The 24,835-nt window shown below is 54.7% G+C and carries 18 protein-coding genes; 2 read left to right on the forward strand and 16 right to left on the reverse strand.

Going from position 1 to position 24,835, the window contains the following annotated elements:
- Positions 1 to 25 precede the first annotated feature (25 nt).
- From AC27KL_RS12245 to AC27KL_RS12255, 3 genes are all read right to left on the reverse strand, one after another.
- The gene (locus AC27KL_RS12245) at positions 26 to 655 is read right to left on the reverse strand and encodes a pyridoxamine 5'-phosphate oxidase family protein (protein WP_339321148.1); all 630 of its coding nucleotides are present in this window, start codon (positions 653 to 655) and stop codon (positions 26 to 28) included.
- Positions 656 to 805: 150 nt separating this feature from the next.
- Positions 806 to 1,543 (reverse strand): MerR family transcriptional regulator, encoded by a 738-nt coding sequence (locus tag AC27KL_RS12250; protein ID WP_487169850.1) that lies wholly within the window; start codon positions 1,541 to 1,543, stop codon positions 806 to 808.
- A gap of 123 nt (positions 1,544 to 1,666) precedes the next feature.
- Positions 1,667 to 1,993 (reverse strand): hypothetical protein, encoded by a 327-nt coding sequence (locus AC27KL_RS12255; protein WP_487169851.1) that lies wholly within the window; start codon positions 1,991 to 1,993, stop codon positions 1,667 to 1,669.
- Positions 1,994 to 2,240: 247 nt separating this feature from the next.
- Between AC27KL_RS12255 and pepT the strand changes: the two genes are divergently transcribed.
- Both pepT and AC27KL_RS12265 read left to right on the forward strand, forming a co-directional pair.
- On the forward strand, positions 2,241 to 3,479 hold the full coding sequence (pepT, locus tag AC27KL_RS12260; RefSeq protein WP_487169852.1) for a peptidase T: 1,239 nt from the start codon (positions 2,241 to 2,243) through the stop codon (positions 3,477 to 3,479).
- The gene (locus tag AC27KL_RS12265) at positions 3,476 to 4,315 is read left to right on the forward strand and encodes a class I SAM-dependent methyltransferase (protein WP_487169853.1); all 840 of its coding nucleotides are present in this window, start codon (positions 3,476 to 3,478) and stop codon (positions 4,313 to 4,315) included. The genes pepT and AC27KL_RS12265 overlap by 4 nt, the downstream gene beginning before the upstream one ends.
- A 189-nt stretch (positions 4,316 to 4,504) precedes the next feature.
- Here AC27KL_RS12265 and AC27KL_RS12270 read toward each other — a convergent pair whose 3' ends face one another.
- The 13 genes from AC27KL_RS12270 to AC27KL_RS12330 all read right to left on the reverse strand — a co-directional run bounded on the left by AC27KL_RS12270 (position 4,505) and on the right by AC27KL_RS12330 (position 24,830).
- The gene (locus AC27KL_RS12270; RefSeq protein ID WP_487169854.1) at positions 4,505 to 5,656 is read right to left on the reverse strand and encodes a glycerate kinase; all 1,152 of its coding nucleotides are present in this window, start codon (positions 5,654 to 5,656) and stop codon (positions 4,505 to 4,507) included.
- 84 nt (positions 5,657 to 5,740) lie between these two features.
- On the reverse strand, positions 5,741 to 6,184 hold the full coding sequence (locus AC27KL_RS12275) for a threonine/serine exporter family protein (protein WP_339321153.1): 444 nt from the start codon (positions 6,182 to 6,184) through the stop codon (positions 5,741 to 5,743).
- Between the two features lie 9 nt (positions 6,185 to 6,193).
- Positions 6,194 to 6,952, reverse strand: coding sequence for a threonine/serine exporter family protein (locus AC27KL_RS12280; RefSeq protein ID WP_487169855.1), 759 nt, complete (start codon positions 6,950 to 6,952; stop codon positions 6,194 to 6,196).
- 343 nt (positions 6,953 to 7,295) lie between these two features.
- Complete coding sequence (locus AC27KL_RS12285) at positions 7,296 to 9,458, reverse strand: glycosyl hydrolase family 18 protein (protein WP_487169856.1); 2,163 nt, start codon at positions 9,456 to 9,458, stop codon at positions 7,296 to 7,298.
- A gap of 427 nt (positions 9,459 to 9,885) precedes the next feature.
- Entirely contained in the window at positions 9,886 to 10,407 is a 522-nt protein-coding gene (locus AC27KL_RS12290; RefSeq protein ID WP_487169857.1) for a GNAT family N-acetyltransferase, read from the reverse strand.
- A gap of 810 nt (positions 10,408 to 11,217) precedes the next feature.
- Positions 11,218 to 11,709 (reverse strand): 8-oxo-dGTP diphosphatase, encoded by a 492-nt coding sequence (locus tag AC27KL_RS12295; protein WP_339321156.1) that lies wholly within the window; start codon positions 11,707 to 11,709, stop codon positions 11,218 to 11,220.
- Between the two features lie 109 nt (positions 11,710 to 11,818).
- Positions 11,819 to 12,328, reverse strand: a complete 510-nt coding sequence (locus tag AC27KL_RS12300; protein WP_487169858.1) for a hypothetical protein — start codon at positions 12,326 to 12,328, stop codon at positions 11,819 to 11,821.
- A gap of 215 nt (positions 12,329 to 12,543) precedes the next feature.
- Positions 12,544 to 17,322 carry an OmpL47-type beta-barrel domain-containing protein gene (locus AC27KL_RS12305; protein WP_487169859.1) on the reverse strand — a complete coding sequence of 1,593 codons (4,779 nt, stop codon included), beginning with the start codon at positions 17,320 to 17,322 and terminating at the stop codon, positions 12,544 to 12,546.
- A gap of 35 nt (positions 17,323 to 17,357) precedes the next feature.
- A complete protein-coding gene (locus AC27KL_RS12310) occupies positions 17,358 to 18,794 on the reverse strand; it encodes a glycosyl hydrolase family 28 protein (RefSeq protein WP_487169860.1) in 1,437 nt (478 codons plus the stop codon).
- Positions 18,795 to 18,877: 83 nt separating this feature from the next.
- On the reverse strand, positions 18,878 to 20,458 hold the full coding sequence (locus AC27KL_RS12315) for an extracellular solute-binding protein (RefSeq protein ID WP_487169861.1): 1,581 nt from the start codon (positions 20,456 to 20,458) through the stop codon (positions 18,878 to 18,880).
- A gap of 101 nt (positions 20,459 to 20,559) precedes the next feature.
- Positions 20,560 to 21,423, reverse strand: a complete 864-nt coding sequence (locus tag AC27KL_RS12320) for a carbohydrate ABC transporter permease (protein ID WP_487169862.1) — start codon at positions 21,421 to 21,423, stop codon at positions 20,560 to 20,562.
- Between the two features lie 26 nt (positions 21,424 to 21,449).
- On the reverse strand, positions 21,450 to 22,424 hold the full coding sequence (locus AC27KL_RS12325) for an ABC transporter permease (protein WP_487169863.1): 975 nt from the start codon (positions 22,422 to 22,424) through the stop codon (positions 21,450 to 21,452).
- 177 nt (positions 22,425 to 22,601) lie between these two features.
- On the reverse strand, positions 22,602 to 24,830 hold the full coding sequence (locus AC27KL_RS12330) for a helix-turn-helix domain-containing protein (protein WP_487169864.1): 2,229 nt from the start codon (positions 24,828 to 24,830) through the stop codon (positions 22,602 to 22,604).
- Positions 24,831 to 24,835 lie beyond the last annotated feature (5 nt).

The raw sequence follows: 24,835 nt of genomic DNA on the forward strand, positions 1-24,835 counted from the left end.
AACAAACGTTAACACAGGAATATATCTAATAAAGCCGTTTTTCGTAGCTTTCGGCCAAAGATGCCCGGACCTCTTCCGTGGACAACCTCAGCTTGCCGGCGTGGGCGGCGATGATGGCCGCCGGATCGGGAAGCGATTCCGCCTCGGGCCAAGCATCCGTTTGCCACAGCCGGGATCTTTTGAACGCTTTCGCGCAATGGATGTAGCACTCTTCCACTTCGACCGCGATGCCTGCGGCGGGAGTTTTGCCATGCGCGGACATCCGCTCCATCAAATCCGGATCGCGGACGATGCAGGCCTTGCCGTTGACGCGCAGCGTCTCCTCCAATCCGGGAATGACGAAAATGAGGCCGATGCGCGGATTTTCCAACAGGTTGCGGAGCGAATCGTATCTTCGGTTGCCCGGACGTTCCGGCAGGATCAGATGATGTTCGTCGAGGATGTATGCAAAACCGGGAGCATCGCCCCGCGGCGAACAGTCGCATGAACCGTCCGCGCCGCTGGTGGCGACAAAAACGAGCGGAGACAACGAAATGAAATGCCTGCAGTGGCGGTCAAGCGAAGCGACGACCTTTTGGTTGACGAGTTCCCGGGGTTTGCCCGCAAGCTGTTCGAGCTCCTCTACGGAGCGAATGACATGCTGAAACTTTTCCAATGTAAACACACCTCCGGTTTTATTATAAAGCAGCGGGTGCCGCTCATTGACTAAAAAGAAAAAACAGGCGTTTTACGAAAATGCATCCGATATAAAAACACCCGGCGAACGGCAAAAAACCGGAGCAAGCTCCGGCTTTAGTTTGGGTACCTATTTTCGGCGGTCCGCATATTCGCTCATGGCATCCCGCATAAAGGCGGCAAGCCCTTCGCCGAACCGGTCGATGTTTCGCATAAAACGTTCATCGTCTACGTACATTTGTCCAAGCCCTTTGAACGCTTCCAGCGAATAGCTGCCCATCCGGTTCAGGAACTTGTACCATTCGCCGATCGCCTCCTGCGCTTCATCGGATGCCGGGGACGTATGCCGCAGATCCGCAAGCTTGCGGTAGATGGCGTTCATGCCTTCTTTCAGCTGCGTTTGTTCATCCTCTGAAAGGCTGCCGAGCTTGGCCTTGGATGCATCCACCGCTTGATCCCCCCAGCGTTTTCTCGCTTCTTGTTCATACGGGTTGGCGCTGAAATCAAAGCCCGCAAATTTTTCCTGATTCGACATGTCGATCTCTCCCTTTTCGTGTTTCATCGTTTTCTCCAGGGTTTCGATCATCCGCTCCAGCCGGGTACGCTTTTCCAGCAGGAGCTTGTGGTGAAGCTCCATCGCCTCCATCCGGTTAAAATCCGGGCGGCTCACAATTTCGCGGATTTCCTTCAGCGGGAAGCCCAGCTCCCGAAAGAACAAAATTTGTTGCAGCATCGCCAAATCCTCGTCGGTATATACCCGGTAACCGGCTTCCGTCGTTCGGCTCGGATGCAGCAATCCGATTTCGTCATAATGGTGAAGCGTGCGTACGCTGATCCCCGCCAGTTCGGCGACTTCCTTAACCATCATGGATGTTCTCCTCCTTCTTGTTCACTATAAAGAATAACGCAACGTGAGGGTCAACAGACAAAATCGGATTTTTTTCGGATCCATTCCTTTTGCATGCAGGCGCGCCATCCACCGGACCTACCATCAAGCTTTTTCCTCTTTTTCGGAATCGGATTCCAGATTCTCCTCCCAGACTTTGTTCGCTTCCTGGTGCTTCCTCCAGTTTTCTATTGCCCTGTCCTTGCATCGCCGGACTCCGGTTGGGAAATCCCCCAGAATAAAATAAATCAACCCGGCGATGAAAAACAGGATGCTTAACAGAAGCAGCGGGGCCCCCGCTCTCCCTAATGTGTTCTCGTACTCCTCCCAGCTCCACGCTCCTTTAAGCAACAATGCAACGACCATGTACTTCATCGCAAACAAAAATGCGGCAATCGCCAAAAAAGCAACGCCCGCTCCTCTCCGGTTCATCCGAACTCCTCCCGACTTGCGTTTATCCGCTAAAAAAAGCGTCTACATCCATAACGCGATCCGTGATCCGGTCGTTATCCGTTTTTTACGCATTCGTTTTATTTTCACGCAATTCCTCCGCTCCGCCTCCCTGTGATTTTATGGCCTGTCCATGATATCATAGAAAGGAATCGCACCATACATATGATGTTTCATTCGACGGAGGAGTTGCCAAGCATCCCCGACAATAAAAAAGGAGCTGACGAATGTGAAACAGGAAATCATGGAACGTTTTATTTCCTATGCCAAAGTGGAAACGCAATCGAACGAGGAAAGTCCGACTTGTCCTTCCACGCCGGGTCAATTGAACCTCGCCCGCATGCTGGTCGATGAGCTGAAAAGCATCGGGATGCAGGAGGTGACCATGGACGACAACGGTTACGTCATGGCGACGCTGCCTTCCAATACGGATCGCAACAACGTGCCGACGATCGGCTTTTTGGCGCATGTCGACACCGCTACCGACTTCACGGGGGCCGGCGTGAACCCGCAAACGATCGAAAATTACGACGGCGGCGACATCGTCCTGAATTCCGAGCTGAACGTCGTCCTGTCGCCGAAGCAATTTCCCGAGCTGCCCGCCTATAAAGGACATACATTAATTACGACGGACGGAACCACCCTTCTCGGGGCCGACGACAAAGCAGGCATTGCCGAAATCATGACCGCCATGGCTTACCTGATCCAACATCCAGAGATCAAACACGGCAAGATCAGGGTGGCGTTCACGCCTGACGAGGAAATCGGCAGGGGTCCCGAAAAATTCGACGTCAAAGCGTTTGGCGCGGATTTTGCCTACACCATGGACGGCGGCCCGCTCGGCGAGCTCGAATACGAAAGCTTCAACGCCGCCAAAGCGAGCATTACGATCAAAGGCACCAACGTCCATCCCGGCACGGCCAAAAACAAAATGGTCAACTCGATCAAAATCGCCATGGAGCTGAACGGCATGCTTCCGGCCGAGCAAGCTCCCGAGCATACGGAAGGATATGAAGGCTTCTATCACCTGCTGAGCCAAAACGGCGATACCGAGCGCACGAAAATGGAATACATCATCCGCGATTTTGACCGCACGGAATTCGAAAACAAAAAGGAAAACCTGAAGCGGATCGTGAAGCAGCTGCAGGAAAAATACGGCGAAGAACGGATCGTGCTGGAGATGCGCGACCAGTATTACAACATGAAAGAAAAAATCGAACCCGTCAAAGAAATCGTCGACGTCGCTTATGAAGCCATGGAAAGCCTGGGCATCAAACCGATCGTGAAACCGATCCGCGGCGGCACGGACGGCTCGCAGCTGTCCTACATGGGGCTGCCGACGCCGAACATTTTTACGGGCGGCGAAAACTACCACGGGAAATTCGAATACATTTCGGTGGACAACATGCTCAAAGCGGTTCAAGTGATCGTGGAAATCGTTCAACGCTTTGAACGTCGCGGCGCATGATGCAGATCCCCGAAGGCAACCGCCAAAGCAATGTCGACCGTTTCTCCGGCTACAAGGATTTGTATGACCAGCACCGGCCTCGCGCCCCGCGCGAAGCCGTCCGGATTCTGACGGGATATTTGCGGCATAAGCCCCGCCTCGTCCTCGATGTCGGCTGCGGCACCGGGCTGTCCACTTTCGCATGGAAAAACGATGCGGAGACAATCGTCGGCATCGAGCCGAACGACGATATGCGCAGTAAGGCGGAAGAAAAGCTGCGCGCGCTCCAGACCGATGACGCTGACGCAGGCAGGATCCGATTCTTGAGCGGGTACTCCAACAAGCTGGAATTTCCGGACGATTCCGCGGATTTGATCACCTGCTCCCAATCCTTCCATTGGATGGAGCCCGTCAGCACGCTTGCGGAAGCAGCCAGGGTGCTGAAGCCGGGCGGCATTTTTGCCGCTTACGATTGCGACTGGCCGCCTTCCGCTTCCTGGGAGGCGGAACAAGCGTACATGGAGCTTTTGAACAAAGCCGACCAACTGCTGAAGGAACGCCAGAATAAGCAGGACCAAGCGTATAAACGGGACAAGGAATCGCATCTGGCCTGCATTCAGCAAAGCGGCCATTTCCGTTACGCGCGGGAAATCGTGTTCCATAACCGCGAAACATGCGACAGCAAGCGGTACATCGGCCTTGCACTGAGCCAAGGAGGGCTTCAAACCGTCATCAAACTAGGTTTTACCGAATTGGATGACGAGCTGGAGCGTTTCCAAGCGCTCGTGAAGGATTATTTTCAGGATCGTACGCTGGAGACGCTGTTCAGCTACAGAATGAGAATCGGCATAAAATAGTCGGGGGCGGGCCGGCGTTTCGACCATCGGGCAATGACAAAAAGGCGAAAAACAAGATCCTTGCATCTTGCTTTCGCCTTTTTTTGCATGAGCGGGAACTGGAACGGAGCCGCTTCAAGCGGAGCCCTCAGACCACAATGCAAGACGTTCGCCTGTGAGGCGGTCGCCCGCCACGCTCCCCCGCACCGGCTACACTTGCCTCTGCAGCATGATGAGCCGCATGACGTTTTCAGACTCGCGCTCCAAATTGGCCTCTCCCTGGCGCAGCGCCTCCTGAAGATCACACGCGCCGGAAAGGATGCCGAATACGGCTCCGATTCCTTGTCCGTACAGTCCGTCGATGCCTTCGCCGATCCGGCCGGCAAACGCGATGACGGGTTTATGATGTTTTGCGGCCACTTTCGCCACGCCGGCGGGCGTTTTGCCGAACCGGGTCTGGCCGTCGATGCTGCCTTCCCCCGTCCAAACCATGTCCGCCATTTTGACTTTCTCCTCGAGTCCTGTCAGCCGGGCGACCAGTTCAATGCCTTTTTCCAGCTTTCCGTTCAAAAACACCATAAGTCCGGCGCCCAAGCCGCCCGCGGCCCCCGCGCCGGGCACATCCGCGATATCTTGGCCCAGCTCCCGGCGGATGACGTCGGCATAATGCCTCAAATTCGCATCCAGCATGGCTGCCGCCTCGGGCGTTGCACCTTTTTGCGGACCAAACACATGGGACGCGCCATCCGGGCCGCACAGCGGATTCGTCACGTCGCAAGCTACCCGGATCTTCACCTTCCCGATTCTTGGATCGAGTCCGCTCAGGTCGATGCGGGCCAGCTTATGCAGCTCCCCTCCTCCGGGCCCGAGCGGCAGCCCGGCTTCGTCGAGCAGCCTGCCGCCGAGCGCTTGAAGCATCCCCGCTCCGCCGTCATTGGTCGCGCTGCCTCCGATTCCGATCAGCAGGTTGTCGATCCCATGATCCAGCGCAGCTTGAATGAGCTGTCCGGTCCCATAGGTCGTCGTCAGCAGCGGATTTCTCTCCGATCCATGAATCAGGCCGATGCCGCTGGCGCTCGCCATCTCCAGCACGCCGGTTTTCCCGTCGCCGGAAATCCCGTAATAGGCCACCACTTCACGGCCTAACGGTCCTTGGACCTGGAGCGGATACAGCGTCCCTCCCGTCGCATCCACGACGGACTGCGCGGTACCTTCCCCGCCGTCGGCCATGGGGACATGAAAACAGCGCACGCCCGGGTTCACGCGCCGGATACCGCGCTCCATCGCCGCGCAAGCCTGCCTGGCAGTCATGCTTTCCTTAAAAGAATCCGGCGCAAGCACGATCGCCTTCACATCGTTCATTTGGCGTCCTCCTCCCGTTTCTAACCCACATGGCATCGAGAATGCCAGGCCCAAAGCCTCTCCAGAACAAGATCTTCCGCGGTTTCATGACGATTTGGAAGCACGGATTTTCCGGATGACCTGGTTGGTCACCTCGGACAGCAGCAGGCCAAGCGCAATCGCGCCGGACATCATAAATGCAACCGCTCCCGACTGCACCGCCTGGTCGTATCGGTTTTCGACCGCGCTTCGCATCGCGTCATACGCCAATCCGCCGGGAACGAGCGGAATAATGCCCGACACGCTGAAAACGATGATCGGTTTCCGGTATTTTTTTGCAAAAAAGTAACTGATCATCGTGACGCAGTAAGCGGCGACGACCGTTGCCGCAAGTTTTTGGATGCCAATATCCTGGAGCCATATGTACAGCACCCACCCCACCATGCCCGCCAGCCCGCACTGCCAAAGCGCTTTTCTGGGGGCGTTAAAAATCATGCCGAATGCGGCGGATGCGATGAAGCTCGTGACGGTTTGTTCGATATAATACATCATGACCCCCTACTGAAACGACAGCATAAACGCGATTCCCGCGCCGATGGCAAAGGATGTAATGAACGCTTCGGCGCCTTTGGACAAGCCCGAAACGAGATGGCCCGCCATCAAATCCCGGATCGCGTTCGTAATCAACAGACCGGGAACGAGCGGCATGACGGAGCTGATCACGATGATGTCCCGCGCCTGCCCGAATCCGTATTTGACGAAAAGCACCGCGCATAACCCGATCATCGACGCGCCCGAAAACTCGGCGAAAAACTTGACCGGGATCAACCGGTGCAGCAGCACCGAGCAGTAGTATCCGATGCCCCCGGCCAACATGGCGGGGATGAAATCGGACCACGTGCCCTGGAACATGATCAGGAAACAGCTGCTGGCCAATGCGGCCATGAGCACGTTCAGCCATAACGGGTAAATGGCCCGCGTGCGGTCGATTTCCTGCAGTTCCCGGTAGGCTTCGCCTATGGTCATCCCCCCTTGGCTAATCTTGCGGGACAACGTGTTGACCCGGTCGATTTTATACAGATTGGTTGTCCGCTCCGTGATCCGGTTCAGCCGCGTCATCGGCTGCGGGTCTTCCAGCGAAAAAATGATGCCGGTCGGCGTCATATAACTGTGCGTATGGTCGATCCCGTAAGATGAGGCGATCCGCATCATCGTGTCTTCGACCCGGTACGTTTCCGCTCCGCTTTGCAGCATGATCTGCCCGGCAAGCAGGCAAACTTTCATGATTTCGCGTTCTTCGCGCAATGAATCCTCCAAAGCTTGCTCCTTTCGCGTCCTGTAAATGGAATTGAAGAATTTACCTACAGTATAATGCCTTTTTCGAATAAAAGCATGGGGATTCCGGCGTTTCTGGCCTGCTTTTCATGATTTTCGGCATTTGGGGAGCAATTCGGTATCGCCCACTTCGGGCGACGAGCGGTAAAACGGTATGCAGCATATCGTTTTAATCATCCATGAAATGCCGGAAAGCCGGTCCGTCGGAAAGATCTTCCGAATGGACCGGCTGTTCGATTTTTGCTCCGTTACTCCGTTAGGCCTTTCTAACAATAGAACTTTAGGTTTTTAGGCTTGCAGCCCCCATAATGCCGGAACGTCTGTTTTATTTTTTCAGCCATAACGCAGGCACGTTCGGCGGTTCCCATCCTGGAAGCGAGGTATGCGCGATCCGGCATTGATAGACCGTCCCGCCGTAGCTCACCTGGGCGCCGACGTCATACGCCGAATTCGGTGACCATACGGGGACCGTTCCGGGGGCGGAAGCATCCGTGGTCACGCGAACGGCATTGCTCGCAGGTGAAAGGTTTCCGGCCGCATTCCTGGCTTTTACCGTAAAGGTATATTCGGTTTCAGGCGTCAGGCCGTTGACGGTATAGCTGTTGGAAGACGCGGGTACCGTGTCTGCGAGCGCATCCCCTTGATAGATTTCGTATGCGGTAACGGCAGCGTGATCGGCAGACGGCTCCCACTGAAGCGACACGGTCGTATCCGAATGTGCCGTTACCCTCAGATTGGCCGGAGCTGCCGGAGGCTGGGGATCCGTCCCTTGAGCAAGCGTGGATACGGTAAGCGGGCTGCTGGGGTTCGATACGTTGCCTGCTGCATCCGCAGCTCTTACCGTAAAGGTATAGGACGTTTGCGGCTCAAGTCCCGAAACCGTATAAGCCGTTCCCGAGACGCGTGTTAACAGAGTCTGGTCCCGGTAAACGTCATACCCGACGACGCCAACGTCGTCAATTGAAGCATCCCATTGCAGGGAAATGGAGTTGGCCGTTTGTGAAGGTGAAGTCAGATGCGAAGGAGTCGTGGGCGCGGTCGTATCCGGCCGAGTCGAATCCGATCGTAAATCCGAGGAGAGTTGATTGAGCAGTTTCATGCCTGTGCAGGCGAATTTTGGGCTTGTCCGGCAGTCTTCGCTTAACTCCCAAATCATCGCGCCGCCCAAAGAACGGTTTTTGATATAGGCGGCTTTTGCGGCAATCGACTGCGGATCTTCGTAGCTGATAAAAATCTTGGAGGAAGGATTGTAAAGGTACGGTACTTGACTGGTCTGGCTCCAATACCGGGTAAAGCCGTTTTTGTTCACGTACGCGGCTGCCAAGTCGCCGTAATCGAACATCCCCGTCGGTCCGGACTCGTAATTGTCCCAGGTCCCATTGGGAACGACGCTGCCGTTATAATCCGGCGTGCAAGCTTGATAGAGTCCGTCGGCACGGGGACCGGGCGCGCAATTTTTCCATCCCCGCCCGTACAACGGAATACCCATGACGATTTTGGAAGCCGGCACTCCGGCATTTAAATAAGCGTTTATGGCCATGTCCGCGCTGAACTTATTGTCAGTATCCGGATCGTTCGGGTCAGAATACAGGCTGGCGTTGTGATTCGTGGTTTGTTCCCAGTCGCCATGGAAATCGTAGGTCATGATATTGATCCAATCCAGTATTTCCGCGATGGCGTCCAACTCGGTCGTCGAAGCGAAGGAGGGATTGGCGCGTCCCGCGATCGTCAGCAAATAGCTGCGTCCGTCCTGGGCTCCCGCGGCTGTCAGCTTTTCCCGCGTTTCCCGCAGCAGCAGCGTAAAATTATGCTTGTCCTCCGGACGGGTGCTGTTGTCCGGCAAACCGCCTTCCACCGGGTATTCCCAGTCAATGTCGATCCCGTCGAATCCGTAGGCACGAATGACTTGAACCGCCGAATTGGCGAAATTGGAGCGTGCAGCGGGATCGGCAGCCACGTCCGAAAAATGGTTGGACCAGCTCCAACCGCCGACCGATAGAAGGGTTTTCAGGTTGGGATTCGACTGCTTCAGCTTGTTTAGCTTATAAAAATTGCCGCATTTTCCTTTTTCGCAGTCCTCCCATTCCAAAGGCACGCCTTCGTTATGATTGACGTCCGCCCATGGATCGCCCAACACGATGGCGCCGTTAGGCACGTTCCCCGTTTGGGTCGGAACGCCGGCATCCCTGCAATTCCACGTCGCTTGGTTCGGATTTCCGGGATCGTTTGACGGGTTGCCGTGTTTTCCGTTCCAGCATAAGTCCGCAAAAGCGTAATTCAGGTGGGTAAGCTTCGACGCATCGATATGTTCCACTTGAAAATTGGGGTCATACATGCTCCAGTTGGTAAAATAACCGACAACCTTGTAGGCCTGATCGGCGGGTGCCGCCTGCACTAAGCCCGCTCCGCCCGGTCCCCATCCGGTCAAGGCAAGCAGCAGGCTGAACCAAACGGCAAGCGCCACTTTTCCCCATTGCCTTTTTGCCATTTCTCATCCTTCCTTCGCTTCAAATTTCCGCTCCCCACGCCAGGTTCCGGATTTGGGCATGCGGCCGGAATTCACGCGTTCGCTTTAGAAGTGGAAACTGCTCTTTTCACCTCCTTTCATGGATGAAACGATGGTTGTTGCCGAATCAAAACCAAAATTAATGCGCTTTCATTTTCAAGTTTTCAAAAAAGGACAGCTGTTGAAGTTGTCCTTTGTCTCCTGTAACCAATTCGTTTACTTTTGTGCTTTCATTTTAATACCATTTTTTGTAAGTATCAACCTTTAATTTAGTATTTATAGCAATTTTTTTAAATAAAATACCATATCGAGCAAACAGGTGCATATACTGCGTTTTGCAAATCTCAAAAAGTTATCCGGACGATAGAACTCATGGCATACCTTTTCAAATTCGGATGGGAACGAACCATCAGTTCGATTCCAGATCGTCCCACGCCAGGCACAGCTCCTGCACGTATTCTCCGCCGATCTGCAGCTGATTCTTCATGAAAAACCGCCCGCCCATTTTTTCGTAAAACTTCACGCTCGGATTTTCTTCCAGCACCCAGACCAGCATCGTGCGATACCCCTTATCTCGAAAATAACCGATCATACGCGTCATCAGTTCCCGGCCGTATCCGCGTCCTTGCGCTTCCTGAAGCAGGTAAAGGGAATAGACTTCCGCTTCGATGTCCAGATCTTTTTCCCGGCTTGGTCCCCCGTTGATAAAACCGGATATCCGGCCGGACGGGCTCACCAGCACAAACGTAGCCGACCCGTTGTCCGAGGCGAAGACTCGCGTCCACAATTCGATCCGTGAGTCGAGATTCAGGCTGTCGAGGTAATGATCCGGCACGATCCCGCGATAGGTCGAGAGCCAGCTGTTCAAATGCACGTCCGCTAAACCGGGAATGTCCTTCGGGGTGGCCTTTCTAATGATCCAGGAGTTCATGCTTCCACCTTCCTCTTTTCAAGATGAGTTTATGAATGATTGTTAAAGTTCGAATATAGTTTGCGAGGGGAGGAAAATCAAGTGAATATGTACCGTTTGAACTCGGATGCCCATCAAATAGAAAAACTGCCGATTCACGATGAATCGGCAGTTCCAGCATGAAGCTCTGCCCCCGGAATTCCGGGCAGCAGCCGGGGAGATGCTGAATCCCCAAAGATTGCGAGTACTCTGCCCGAAGCATTACCGGCTGCGATTGCCACGGGAGCCGCGAGTGCGTCCTCTTGTCCGGTCGCCGCGCGTTCCACGAGTACGGTCGCCTCTAGTGCCGCGAGTACGGTCGCCGCGCGTTCCACGAGTGCGGTCGCCTCTAGTGCCGCGGGTACGGTCGCCGCGCGTTCCGCGAGTACGGTCGCCTCTAGTGCCGCGGGTACGGTCGCCGCGCGTTCCGCGAGTACGGTCGCCGCGCGTTCCGCGAGTACGGTCGCCGCGAGTACCCTCGCCGCGAGTACCCTCGCCGCGAGTGCCTTCTCCTAAAATCTCATCCAACATATGATCAACTCCTTCTCATAGGATTGATATATGTTATGAAGAGAATCTATCATTTGTTATAGCCACTCGCGCATTTCATGCTAGAGCATCCGATTTGAGCAAATTGCCGCCGAGCTAGATGCCATGCCTGATTCAAGTCGCACCCGATTCTAACTTTGATATGAATGGCAAGGCTCAAATCTTGATATCTGATAGATTGGCGTCTTAGCCCTTATAGGAGGGAAATCGCAAACTCGTATGAAAAGCATGTAAATAAAACTTTCAAAGCTTTTTGACGCTTTCCTTCAGCGTTTTTTTGTTTTCCATGTCATAGACTTCGTAGATTTCGAAAGTGCCTTCCTCGAAAAAAAGCGGGAAACGCCGCTTAAACCAATCCTGCATCGGCAGCGAAGTGGCTTCCCGGATCGGAACCCAGAGCAGTTCGCCTTCCGGCGGGTTCTCGAGCAGTTCCCCCTCGAACGAAGTCGCCAAATAATTAAAAACCATGTACCTGTAGTTCGTCGCGGGATCGACGAATTCATCCAGCCCTTTATAGACCAGGTCTTTGACGATCAATCCCGTCTCTTCGCGCACTTCGCGGATGGCGCCTTCCGTCAAGCTCTCGGGAAACTCCACTTTGCCTCCGGGGCCGATATAGCCCGGAAAGCCCCGTTTGCTCGGGCGGTTCAGCAGCAGCACTTTGTCGCCGTCCTGGACAAGGCACATCGTATACAAAGCCACCTCGACCGCCGGAGCGGATGTGATCTGCGTCATGATGATTCCTCCGGTTCGTTTAACATGATCGAATCTGTATGTCCATTCTAGCATATTTTTGGGCGAACTTTGGATTGAAAGTTCCACCTAGCCACGCCAGGCATCCGAATTATGGCTTCGAACCGACGACATTTGCGCCATCTGTTCCGGTCCCCAGCAGCAGCTCCTTGTCGCGCCAAATTTCTTTCAAGGACGTAAAGTCGGCAATGGAGCGGTTTAAGGTGACATCCAGCACGACCTTTCCGTTTTTCGTGAAAACGAGCTTATTCAGCGAATCGTCATCAAGGGGATACGCGCCCAGGAACGTCCGGTCCAGCAGATACCCGATGAAAGAGCTGCTTGTCGTCCATGAACTTCCAACGATTCGTTCCATTTCGCTTTTCGTCGTATACGGATGAAAAATATAGGCATGATCCCAATCAACCGGCGTCAGCTCCGATAATTTAAAAGCCGTGCTGCCCTTCATGACGGCCTGCAGACGGCGGACAAATTCGTCCGCTCCTTGGTTGGCCGTCTGCTTCGACTGGAAAGAAGCATAACTGAATCCAAAAGGGATCAACAGAATGATTAACAGCAGCAAAAGGGGGATGGCCCGCTTCTTTTTGTTCATTTTGTTCATCTCAGGGTCTCCATCGACATATATTCATAAACCCGATTCATAAATAATTCACAGTATATTCATAGGATATATAAGGATTTCCTATATCATACCCTTTAGCGGCGGCCATTTCCAGCTTTTTTTGAAAAAAAAGGGTCGATTTGGGACATGGCAGCCGGGGCCCAAGAGCCCCCCGGATATTCGGCACAAAAAAGGAAGGCGCGATGGCCTTCCCCTCATTCTTCGGTATGGAACTGCGGTTCGGATTGATCATGCGGCACCGTGACGGCGACCGTGCGGACCGTCTGATTGCCCGCTTTATCCGTTGCGGTATACGTAATGGTATAAACCCGGGATTTCTCCGCACGCAGACGGAGCGACGTAGCAGCCGAGCCGATCTCGGCTTCGATATCGTCCGGGTCCCCGTCAGGTTCATTGCTCGAAATGGACGTCAGCAGGACGGATGCGATGCCTGAACCGTTGTCCTCCGCGCTTACTGAAGCCTGCACCGGAACCATTTTGTGATTTGGCGGCCAAATGACCGTTTCGCTCAGACGGAGGTCGAACGAAGGTGGCGTTTTGTCGATTTTGACCGTAATCGTATGCGGCTCCTCCGCGTATCCGGCTTTGTCGACGCTCCAGTACACAATCGTATGCACGCCATCCGCGCCCAGCGTAACGGAGTTACCGGCCTGCTCCTCCCCGCCGTCAACCGTATAGCAGGTTTCCGCGACGCCGGATTCCGCGTCCGAAGCGCTGAAGGTAACGGTCGCGTCCGTGTTGACCCATCCCTGCGGCGCGTTATCCGCCGTCGTTGGAGGCACGGTATCCTGCATCGTCACGCTTCCGTGCAATCTGACCTCCGCCATGTTCCCGAACCAGTTGTTTCCGTTATATATCCGGATATATCGGTACGGGTTCGGATCGGTGATGTTTAAGTTTTGCCACGCCTCCGTAGAGGCTGCTACGGTAGAAATGGTCGACCAGGCCGAACCGTCATTGGAGCCCTGGACGACGGTGCCGTTTATTCGGGTAAAATACCGATCCTGCCGCGCGATGAGCTCCACGTTCGATAACGCGGCTTGGCGGCCTTCTTTGAAATCGAAGGCGATGTATCCGCCATAGCCGCTGCCGTTTACGCGAAAGTCGGTGATCGTCCCTAGGTCGCCGTCAAACAGGTTGCGCGCCGAAGCAAGCAGGTCCGCCTGGTTTCTGCCGCTCGAATCGCTCAGCGCCGCAAGCGCAAGCACATCGATCGTATCGGATTCGTCGACGAGGAATAACGACGTGTTGTCGGTGGTCGACGAGGCCGGGAATCCTTCCGTGCCGTCCTGCCGTTTATAGTGGATGGCGAATTTGACATCGCCTGCCGCCGTACCTTGCGCCATGGCCGCTGCCGCGGTCCAGTTGACCTGGTCTTCGGAATGAACCTCTGCCTGCCGGCCTTGAATCGTCACCGTGACGTCCCCGATCGGTTCTTTGGATTTAAAATTCAACGTGACCGTGTCCCCCGGCACGATCCGGCCCCGCAAACCCTGCTCCGAGCCGATCGACACCGCATCGATCAGATTGCCCGTCCGCACGTCGCCGTACAGTCTCAATTCGGCCATGTTGCCGAACCAGTTTCCCCCGTTAAACATCCGGATATAGCGATACGGCTCCGCGCCGCTGATGTTTAACGTTTGCCAATCGGCCGTAGAGACGGCCGGCTGCGAGATGGTCGTCCACGACGCATTATCGTTCGAGCCTTGAACAACGGTGCCGTTGATCCGGTTAAAATACTGATCCTGCCGTGCAATCAGTTCCACCTTCGACAGCGTCGCCTGCCCTCCGTCTTTAAAATCAAAGGTAATGTACCCTCCGTACCCGCTGCCGTTCACGCGAAAATCGGTTATCGTGCCCAAGTCGCCGTCGAACAGGTTGCGCGCCGCCTTGAGCAAATCGGCCTGATTTCTTCCGCTCGAATCGCTTAAGGCGGCGATATCCAGCACGTTGCCGATCAGCCCCGTCTCGTCGGCGATAAACAGGCTGGACCCGTCGGTCGTGAAAATCGTTTCCGTTCCTTCGGCCCCGTCCTGCGTTTTGTACCGAATGCTGAATTTGACGTTCCCCTTCGGGATGTTCGCATCCGCCACTAATGACGCGTTCCAATTCATGTTGTCGTCCGTGCTTGCGTCCGCCTCCACGCCCTGAATCTTAACCCGGACGTCCTGAATCGGCTCGCTTGCTTTGAAGGACAGCTTGATTGTATCTCCTGAGACGATCCGGTTCCGAAGGCTTTCGTCGGAGCGGATTGAAACCGATTCCAGCTTATTCAGCATCTCGTGGCGCTCGCCGAAAATCCGGAATTCAGCGAGCTCAAGCATGGTGCCCGGGGGTTCGATCATTTGTATTTTCAGGAACCGGTACGTTTCGTTTTCAAGCCCGTCTTGCACCTCCAGCCTTTGCATGTCTTCGATCGGCCGGGTGGTTTCAGGCGTCAGGCGGGTCCAATGTTCTTTATCGTTTGAACCAAACACGGCCACGCCGCCGATCCGTTCGGGGAAGCTGGCCCTGACCTGAAGCTCGAAGGCATGCGCCGACACTTGATAACCCGGCCCGAAATCCAGGTAATGGGTCCGATCTTGCGCCAGATAATACCCGACGAAGCTGTCGGGAGAGTCATCCAGCAGGTTTGGCACCTGATTGCCGAAGGTGGAGGAAACGAGCATATCCCGGTAATTCATGCTGCCGTCCGAAATCCGCGGCGTCAACAGCTGCAGGCTTTCCACCGCTTGGCTCAGCTCCGCCAATTTCCGATAAAAGGCTTCGTCCGACGCACTGGTCACGGCGCTCAATGCATCGGCATACACCTGCTGATAATGCTTCAGGGTCGAAGCGATGTAGCGCGTATGCTCATCGTATGGCGCAATCGCCGCATCGATGGCCGATTTGCGGTCTTGGGCCACCACGACTTTAACGTCCTTGGCCGTTACCGTCATGCCGTCCGAAGCCGACACGACGAACGAATACGTTCCTGCCTGGGCCGGCTTCCAGGAAAACGCTCCCGTATGCTCGTCGATGAGCGCTCCCTCGGGTTTCCCATCGATCTGGTATGTAACGATATCGGCGCTCCCTGCATCCGTAGCGGAAAAATCGTAAGTGACGGCCGCGTCCGATCCGACATATCCGAATATCTTCAGAGTTTCATTTCCCGCGTTAAAAGCCGGAGGCGTCAGGCGTTCGCCCGCTTTAATGTTGACATGGTCGAGGTCCACGGTCGTTCCCGCGCCTTTGACGGTGAAATAAATGAGATCCCCCAGCCACTGGAAATCGTTCATGGCGTAAGTCACGTATTTCCACTGCCCCTTCGTGTCGGGCAGCGTGATGCTGTCGTCGATCCCGAGATTCATCTGCAATTCGGCCGTGCCGTTCGTCCGGATTCGAAACCCTATTTTTTTCTCGCCGACGGCGGAACCGACAAACGCGATTTTGCTGCCTTGCTCCGTTGCCCGGATCCGAACGAAGGATACGTCCCCTTCTTGCTGTGCCGCCGAGTTGCCGTCCAAAGACGTGAAGCGGTCCTCGATCTCCCTGACCTCCGGATTCGTGATCGCTTTGGGCAGGAACATTGCGCCTTCGGACTCCGCCTCTTTCGGAATGAACAGCCAGTAATCGCCCCCGCCGTCCGGAGACTCCCAATAAAAAGGCAGCCGTTTGGCAAACATCTCGGCAAAATACGGGGCTTCTTCCTCCATATTCACTCCGGCCGCATATTTATAATAGTAATACGAGCCGTAGACGTTCCCGCCGATTCTGCCTCTGTACGCCCCCGACAACTGTTTGTAGACGATGGTCGGATTGCCGTAGCCGTCGGTGTGCGCCGCGACCGGCGTCCAAGGCGTGTCGTAGCCGATCATGAAGCGGGCGAAATAGTCGGCCGCCTTCAACATGCGCCGATCGAGAAATTCATACGGATTCACTGCGTCCGCCGCGTCGGAAACCGTCCCATCGACGGGATCGACCTTCGTTCCCTGAGCGAGCAGCAGCCGCGATATGATTTCGACGTTCGTGATGTCTCCCGCGCCGTGCGCCTGATCGCGGCCCATTTCAACGTGCTGCACCCTTGGCGGATCGACCTCTTCCCCGGTCAATATGTTGGTATCCACCAACCGGAACAACGCTTTGATCGCTCCGTTTTGGCCTTGGTCCACGGCCGTTTTGTTGACGGTAAACCATTCCACGCCTTCGTTGTACCGCTCCCGGTTGCCGGTAAAAATATACCCTGACATCGCTCCCAGAAGCGAATATAGATGCTGGTTCATAAAATGGCCGTTGTTGTGCTGAAAGGTGTCGATGACCGGATTGATCAGGTTTGTCGTGAATTTGGCCGTATCCTCTTCCGTCCACCTCAGCTCTTCCGTTTTCGTATCCGTATACCTGAGAATTTCCGCCGCCGTAACCATCCGGTGGAGCGGAATGCCGGTATGAATATGCGCATCATTAAAATACGCGTATTTCGCCGGGTCCATCTGCGACCAAATCCGGATGATGTGCATGGCGTTGGACCGGTAAACCTCATCCCCCGTAATGACGTACATCAGCGCCTGGGTATGAGCCTTCAAACCGTCCGCGATGAACCTCGAATTGAAGCCTTGGCTGTTAAACGCGTCGCTGGCCGGTTTCGTCGGATCCGCGCCGCTCTGGTTGCTGGAGGTGACGGTCTTGGAAGCAGCCGGGGAAAGAAGCATCTGATGAAAATAGGTATTCCATGGTTCCTTTTGGGCCCGGACCTGGTTTCTCACGTTTTCAAGAATATCCTTGGTGAGCCCCGCCCCGGGATGCCTGAATCCGCTTTCATCAATCGTTTCATGAATCGCCGGAATATCATCCGTAATGACCGAAGACGCCGCCGTTTCCGCCGCCGCGGCTTCCGGCGACAGCGGCAGCAGCGCTGCCAATAAACTAATGGATGCCGCAACCGACATCATGCGCATCATCGCATGGCCTAACGTGCGTTTTGTCCAAGCTTTCATCCTGTACACCTCCGTCTTATTTCAATGCTCGGGTTTTACTCGAATCGGACATTCCGGGTGAAATGGCCAACCGCAAAATTCCCGGACCCCGGGTCAAGGATATGGCGGCCGTTGATCCGCAAATCCCGGATCAGCACGCCGTCCACGATCCGGTCCGGGTCAAAGCCTTCGATGACTGCCGGATTGCCGCAAGTCCCCTCGAACGAAACCTGCTCGAAACGGATGTTTTCCACCCGGGAGCCGGGACTCGGATTGTATTTCGGATTTTGGAATACGCGAACGTCGATCAGGCGCCCCAGTTCGAACTGTTCGACCCGGATGTTGCTGAAAGCAACGTTGCGGACGGTATTTTTGTCCCCCGCGTTAATGGCCATGCAGCCCCAATAACCGTCTTGCGGTTCATGATGCTCCAAAATGTCGATATGCTCGAAAACGACGTTTTCGATGACGTCGCCGTCATGCCCGTGGTCGCCGTGCACCCCGATCATGACCGGATGGGCGACGTCCGCCCACAGGACGGAATTTCGGACAATGACATTGCGGCTGTCTCCATGAAACTCCCCCCTGCTCCCGTAAACGGCGATGCAGTCGTCGGACGTCCGGAGAAACACGTCGTCGATGCTGACCTGGGAAGCGGACATCATGTCGATGCCGTCCGACCATCCGCGCGTGCTGAACGTTTTGACGTTGCGGATGGAAACTTGCTCGGATTGCCCGATCAGGATCGTGTAATGCGGCGGATCGACCGTAATGATCCCTTCGACCGCGACGTTGCGCGAGAACGAGATCTCCACGCCGCGATAATACGTTTCCTTCGCAAAATCGGACATGTACAGCAGCCCGCGGCCTCTTACCGTCACGTCTTGCACGCGATCGCAAACCATCGCCCCCTTCACGACGGCGCCGCCCGCGATGTATACCGTGACGCCCGAAGGGATTCGGAGCTGCGGATCGGCGAGCTCATGCATACCGGGTTCGAAATAAAGGACCGATACGCTGCCCGCGATTTGCCGCAGGAGCTCCTCCGGTGCATGCATGCCCGGCCGGATGGCCAAAACGCGCGGATCGGCGGGATCGGGCGCATGTTCCTCAAGCGGATTCGCAAAAATATGCAGGTTATGGAACCGGTCTCCATTCACCTCAAGCGACAGCTTGCGCGGCCGGTCGATCGAAAACGTCACCCGGTTCCCGTCGCTGCAATTGCACCGGATGCCGGCCGATACAGGGCGCACGACGGCCTCCCGGATCTCCCCCTCGCTCTTCCTCACTTCGATTTCGACCGGACCGGAACAATCGAAATAAACCATGGAGGCATTCCGGACGTTATGCATATCCACCTTCACGTTATAGCTGAAGAGCGGCTGCCATTCGCCTTGCCCCTGCCGGACGCGCACCCTAAAATCTCCGTTTCCCGCCGCTTCGGGAGGAGCCGGATAGGTTACCAACCGATGGGTGGTGATCGTCAATATCATCCCTTCCTTTCGAAAAACGAACCTCCGGCCGGAGGTTCACGCGTTTCCTTCGTGTTTCCGGCCGGGGGCCGTCGTTATCCCTTTTACTTTGCCTTTCTTTCCGCATAAATTTTGTTGACTTCGTCCGTCACTTCTTGGCCGCCGGATTTCAGCCACTGCGCTTTAAAATCGTCAAACGCTTTGTCCGTGTCGGCTTCGCCGGTGACGGCTTTAATCAAATAAGAATCCTCGAGCGTCTGAAGATTCGTCCAATATTTCGTTTTGCTGTCCAATACGGCGGGACCGACGATATCCTGAAGCGGCTCATAACCGACGTCCAGCTTGGCTTTCAAATCGAGCAGTTCCTTGCTCGTCGTGAACTTCGCCATGGACGTATCCACCGAGTTCAGCGGATTGTAGAAGCTTCCGGCACCGACTTTGCCGGCTTCGGCTTCCGGAAGTTCCTTCGCCACGACCAGGTCGCCTTCCATGTCGTAGTTCACGCCTTTCTGCCCGAAAGTCGTCAACAGCCAGCCTTCGGGATCGGTCGCGACATAATCGAGGATTTGCATGAGCTTTTTCCGTTTGGCTTCGTCTTTTTCCAGCTGGACGCCGAGCAGCACGGGAGCCTGGCGCGCGCCGTACGAGAAGCCGTAGGCTTTGCCGGCCGGACCGATCACCGGTTTGCCTGCCACGATGTTCTGGCCGTTGTCCAAACCCGGCTTCGTGATAAATCCGGATTCCTTGTAGAAGTTGCCCCATTTCATGTTGTCGACCATGCCGATCTTTTGCCCGGCGAATTTGGTGTTCAGCTCGTTGTTGTCCGTCGTGATGAATTCCGGATCGATCAGTCCTCCTTTGTACCATTTATTCAGCAGCTTGAGCGCCGAACGCGTCTCTTCCGTAATGCCTCCCCACACGACCTTGCCGTCCTCGCCCAGTTTAAACTGGTACGGCGACACGCCGAAAGCCGAGAAGACGGAGGTGAACATCTGCGCCGGCAGCTTGCCTCGGCCGGACAGACCGTACGTATCTTTTTTGCCGTTGCCGTCCGGATCGTTATTGACGAATTTGGTCAACACGTCCTCCAGCTCCTCGAGCGTTTGGGGAGGTTCGTTATAGCCGACTTTTTTCAGCCAGCCTTCGTTATACCCGGGAATGAAACCTTCGTTCCCTGCGGGCCACACTTTCGGAATCCCCCAGTTCTTGCCTTTGTAGAAGCCGACGTCCCAGGCTCCGGCATCCACAGCTTCGAGGGCTTTGGCGTAATTCGGCATCGTTTGTTTGATTTCGTCCGGGGAGATGCTGGCAATGATGCCCTGATCCGCCCACATGGCCATATCCGTTTCGTTGGCGTCGATCGGGAAAATGTCCGGGATTTGTCCGGAAGCCAGCAAGATGTTGAACTTATCCTTCCATGACTGGCGCTCGAATTTGACGTTTTTGATCTTGACGTTGAACTTCTCCTCCAGCTGCTTTTGCACGTAGTTGCCGTCGATGCTCGGGGCGTTGAAATTGTTGGCCCAGACGATTTCGATCGGAGCCTCTTTCCCCTCCGGCGTCCCTTGCGCCCCTTTCGTCTGCGAATCCGTGCCGGATTCCTTGCCGCCGCAGCCGGTGGCTGCGAGCGATACGGCCAGGGCGATGCCCATTGCGCCAAGCCAGCCTCTTTTTCTTCGTCTCATCGGTGAGTCCTCCCTTTTTGAGTTCTTCATGAATCTATGAGGATTTTGGAAAAATCCTTGGATTTAAACGGATCGTTCCGAAAGAACGTCCGGTTAAACGCTTATGCTTTCAGCGACCCTACCATCGTGCCTTTAACAAAGTACTTCTGCAGAAACGGATAGACGATCAGGATCGGCAGGGCGGTAAACATGATCGTGGCGGCTTTGATCGTTTCCGCCGTCTTGAACATCTCGTCCACGGTCAAAATCGCGCCGCCTTCGGCCGTGATCACGAGCCTTCTTAAAAACAGCTGCAGGACGATGAGCGACTGATCCTGCAGATAGAGCATCGCATCGAACCATGCGTTCCAATGCCCTACCGCGGACCAGAGCGCCAACGTGGCGAGAACCGGCTTCGACAGCGGGATGACGAGCGTGAACAAAATCCGCAAATCGTTGGCCCCGTCGATCTTGGCCGAATCCTCCAGCTCCGCCGGAATGTTCATGAAGAAATTGCGGAGAATGAGCATCGAATACGTGCTGATCAGGCCCGGGATGATCAATGCCCAGCGGGAATCGATGAGTCCCAGGGATTTGACCAGGAGATAGGACGGAATCAGGCCTCCGCTGAAAAACATCGTGACGATGATGACCATCGTGTAAAACTGACGGTGGGGAAGATGCTTTTTGGCGAGCGGATAGGCCCCCATCGACATAAACAGCAGCGAAAGAAACGTCCCGACGACGGTGCGGAACACCGTATTTCCGAGGGCAAGCCAAATGGTGCTGTCGCTTAGCACCCGCTTCCAGGCGAAAAACGATATCTCCTTCGGGAACCAGTGCATGCCGGGCCGAACCGCTTCCCCGGCCGAGCTGAAAGAAATCGAAAGCACGTGGATAAACGGGTAAATCATGCAAATGCACAACAGCGCGATAAACAGGATCAAAAAAACCTGGAATACCTTTTCGCCGAAGCTGACGGTCATGCTTGTTCATTCCTTTCGTTCATGGGTTACAGGACACCCTCCTGGCCCATCCTTTTGACGATGAAATTGGTGGTCAGCACCAGGATAAGGGCTACGACGTTCTTGAACAATCCGACGGCCGTCGTTAAGCTGTATTGCCCGTTTTGCAGACCGACCCGGTAAACGTACGTATCCAAAATGTCCGACACGCCGTATACGGCGGGCGAATACAAGTTCAAGATCTGGTCGAAACCGGCGTCCAGAATGCCGCCGACCCTCAGGATCAACAGGATAGAGATGACCGGGAGAATGGACGGGATCGTGATGTACAGCGTTTGCTTCCAGCGGTTCGCGCCGTCGATGACAGCCGCTTCGTATAACTGCTGATCAACGCCGGCCAGTGCCGCCAGATAAATGATCATCCCCCATCCGACTTCCTTCCAGATCGCCGAGACGACCAGCGTAAACCGGAAATACGTCTCGTCCCCCAGAAAATAGATCGGTTTGAATCCGAGCATTTTGATCAGATCGTTGACGACGCCGGTATTCGGGGACAACAGCATGATCAGAATGCCGCCGAGAACGATCCACGACAAAAAATGAGGCAAATAGGAAATCGTTTGGGCGATTTTTTTGAACAGCGTAAACCGGATTTCGTTAAACAGCAAAGCCAGGATAATCGGTGCCGGAAAACCGAACACGATGTGGTAGAAGCTGATCACGAGCGTGTTCCGCATGATTTTCCAAAAGTCCGGGGACATGACGAACATATAATGGAAATGCTTAAATCCCACCCACGGGCTTTCCCAAATGCCTTTCATAATGTAGAAATCTTTAAACGCGAGCTGGACGCCGTACATCGGGGCATAATGGAAGACGACATACCAGATCAGCACGGGAAACAGCAGCAGGAAAAGGTATTTGTTTTTTTTGTACCGTTTCCAATTGTGCGCGATTCTCGATTCCGTTTTTCGGCCGACCTTCTTCGCGGCGCGCACTTCCGAGGCGTTTGCCGGATTCATGCTTCTCATCTCCTTTCGATCATTGTGTTGTTCACCTCATTTGCTACGCCTACTTTAAAGCAATGAAAGCGCTTTTTCCATTTCAAATTCATTCGATTTTGTTGGATTTCTTTCAATTGCGGCTTGCAATTTTTTTAAAATCCGCATTGCAAATTCTTTAAAAAACGAAAAAACAGCCTAAAAAGGCTGTTCGTAAGGGACTTTGCCCTCGTCTCCCGCGGCTGCTTTCCTTTGCCTGTACTGCACCGGCGTGACTCCGTAGCGGGCTTTGAATTTGGTATGGAAATACTGGATGTTCCGGTAGCCGACGCGCGAAGCGATATCCGAAACGGACATTTTTTCGTTTTGCAACAGCAGGTCGGCCGCCTTGCCGAGGCGCGTCCGGGTTACGTATTCGGTAAACGATTCGTTCATCACTTTTCCGAACAAGGTTGAGATATAGGCAGGCGCCAGCGATGCGACTTCGGACAAGACGTTAAGCGAGAGTTCTTCGTGCAGATGCTGGTCGATGTAGGTTTTCAGCTTCAAAATGACTTCCTCGTGCGCATGGTTGCTCGAATCCCGCACATGAATCCCGATCCGTTCGGACAAATCGCGAATCGAAGCCATCGTGTCCGCAAGCGTATCCTTTTTCAGCTCATCGAACAGGTTGAACGGCGGAACGAGCTGCTGCAGCTCCAGTTCAATGACGGTTTCGTACAGCGCGGAGACCAGCTGCAAAAGCGCCAGCTCCACCGCTTCAAGCTGAAGGTTTCTCTCCGTCAAAACGGCATGGACTTCGTCTATGAACCGGTCCGCCCCGGCGACGTCTCCGGCCTTTAGCGCATTTTGGAATACTTCCAGGGAAAACAAATGCGGTTTCGGATCCAATGCGGCAATCCTTGAATGGGGGACCACCGCCTCCGGCCCGTAGATGAACCGGTAACGGTATGCTTGATGCGCCACGCGATAGGAAAGCGGAATTTCTTCGATCGCCTGAACCGCCGTTCCGATCCCCGCACCGAAGCGCAGCCCGTATCCGGCTTCCTGCTTCAATCTCGCAAATTCCGAGGCAATCGACGCTTCGTTCGTCGCGGTGCCCTCGGCCAGGAAAAAAACGATGGCGGCCTCCTGCGGATTTAAGACGATCAACTCGTGAGGGACATCATGCCGGGCAAGTTCGAGCCACTCCTTAAACTGCTCGCTGCGTCCTTCGACCAGCTGAATATGCGCCACCTGGTAGCGGCAGTTCCTTGGCAGGGCCTCCAAATGCTCCACGCCGAGGCTCGCGCCAAGCACCAAATGTTTCATTTCGTTTTTCTGGGCTTGGGATTCCAGGCTCATGATTTTTTGGCCCATAAAGCTGAGCGTGCTGTCGATCATTTTGTATTCGTTGGTATGCGCATGGTGCAGCCCGGGCAAATTCCGGATATGCTGGATCAGCCGTTTCATCGGAATATAAAAACGTCTGGAGATCAGATACGATATGCCGAGCCCGAACAGCAGGACGAGACCGCAGCCTGCGAAAATTTTGGCTTTCAGCTGTTTCGAAGCAAGCACGAACGAATCCATCGGCCGGATCATCGCATAGGTCAAGCCGTTTTCCGATCTGATGCCGCTCAGATGGGACAAGACGATGGTGCCGGTTTCGTTTTCGCCGATGTTCGTGCCTTCGTCCCCGGAGCGGATCGAATGCTCAAGCAGCCGGAGTTCTTCCTCGGTCGCGCTTGCCGTTTGCATGATGTTGCGTCCGCCCCGGTCGAAAATATAAAGCCTTTCGCTTTGGGAGCTCAAAATGTTGGCGACGGCATGCTGCAAATATTCGAGATCGACGTCGATGAACAAATACCCTTTCGGGGAATTGCCGAGCGTCCCGTACGGGAGATTGACCGCATAAGTCATCGCTTTTTCCCCTTTCGGCAGCGTCCGGACCATCCACCGGTTCAGATCGGAGGTTTGCAGCCCCTGGATAAATCGAGCGTCTTCGGAATGTTCCGGGCGGAGATAAAAGTTGCCGCTGTCAACGACGTACTCGCCTTTTCGGAAATATACCGTCACGTTCAAAGCGCCTTCAAGGACTTGTTTAAACATGTCCAGATCCTGCCGAAAAGAAGCGATGCGGCTTAAATTGCCTTCCCAGCCGTTATCCAGCAGCACGTTCAAATCCGAACTGTCGCGAATCAACACGGTGGATACGGCCTTGTTTTGCAGGTTATCCTCGTATTTGCGAAGCAGCGTCCTTTCCACGTAGTCCTTTGCCGTATCCAGCCGGTTTTGGCTGTCCCGGGCGATTTCGTCCACCATCATCCGGTTGGCCTGCGTATACAAATAACCCCCGGCAAGGCCAAGGAGCAGGACCGCTAGCGCGGTATATGACAAGATCAGCCGGCTGAAAAAGGTATCCCTGTAAAAAGGCAGCTTTTTCAATTCGG

The sequence above is a fragment of the Paenibacillus sp. YAE3 genome, from assembly GCF_057546105.1.

Excerpts from the sequence above, each read along its gene's own strand:
- AC27KL_RS12250 (WP_487169850.1), bottom strand. The coding sequence starts at position 1,543 with ATGATGGTTAAGGAAGTCGCCGAACTGGCGGGGATCAGCGTACGCACG.
- AC27KL_RS12255 (WP_487169851.1), bottom strand. The coding sequence starts at position 1,993 with ATGAACCGGAGAGGAGCGGGCGTTGCTTTTTTGGCGATTGCCGCATTT.
- AC27KL_RS12265 (WP_487169853.1), top strand. The coding sequence starts at position 3,476 with ATGATGCAGATCCCCGAAGGCAACCGCCAAAGCAATGTCGACCGTTTC.
- AC27KL_RS12270 (WP_487169854.1), bottom strand. The coding sequence starts at position 5,656 with ATGAACGATGTGAAGGCGATCGTGCTTGCGCCGGATTCTTTTAAGGAA.
- AC27KL_RS12275 (WP_339321153.1), bottom strand. The coding sequence starts at position 6,184 with ATGTATTATATCGAACAAACCGTCACGAGCTTCATCGCATCCGCCGCA.
- AC27KL_RS12285 (WP_487169856.1), bottom strand. The coding sequence starts at position 9,458 with ATGGCAAAAAGGCAATGGGGAAAAGTGGCGCTTGCCGTTTGGTTCAGC.
- AC27KL_RS12290 (WP_487169857.1), bottom strand. The coding sequence starts at position 10,407 with ATGAACTCCTGGATCATTAGAAAGGCCACCCCGAAGGACATTCCCGGT.
- AC27KL_RS12295 (WP_339321156.1), bottom strand. The coding sequence starts at position 11,709 with ATGACGCAGATCACATCCGCTCCGGCGGTCGAGGTGGCTTTGTATACG.
- AC27KL_RS12300 (WP_487169858.1), bottom strand. The coding sequence starts at position 12,328 with ATGAACAAAATGAACAAAAAGAAGCGGGCCATCCCCCTTTTGCTGCTG.
- AC27KL_RS12305 (WP_487169859.1), bottom strand. The coding sequence starts at position 17,322 with ATGAAAGCTTGGACAAAACGCACGTTAGGCCATGCGATGATGCGCATG.
- AC27KL_RS12310 (WP_487169860.1), bottom strand. The coding sequence starts at position 18,794 with ATGATATTGACGATCACCACCCATCGGTTGGTAACCTATCCGGCTCCT.
- AC27KL_RS12315 (WP_487169861.1), bottom strand. The coding sequence starts at position 20,458 with ATGAGACGAAGAAAAAGAGGCTGGCTTGGCGCAATGGGCATCGCCCTG.
- AC27KL_RS12320 (WP_487169862.1), bottom strand. The coding sequence starts at position 21,423 with ATGACCGTCAGCTTCGGCGAAAAGGTATTCCAGGTTTTTTTGATCCTG.
- AC27KL_RS12325 (WP_487169863.1), bottom strand. The coding sequence starts at position 22,424 with ATGAATCCGGCAAACGCCTCGGAAGTGCGCGCCGCGAAGAAGGTCGGC.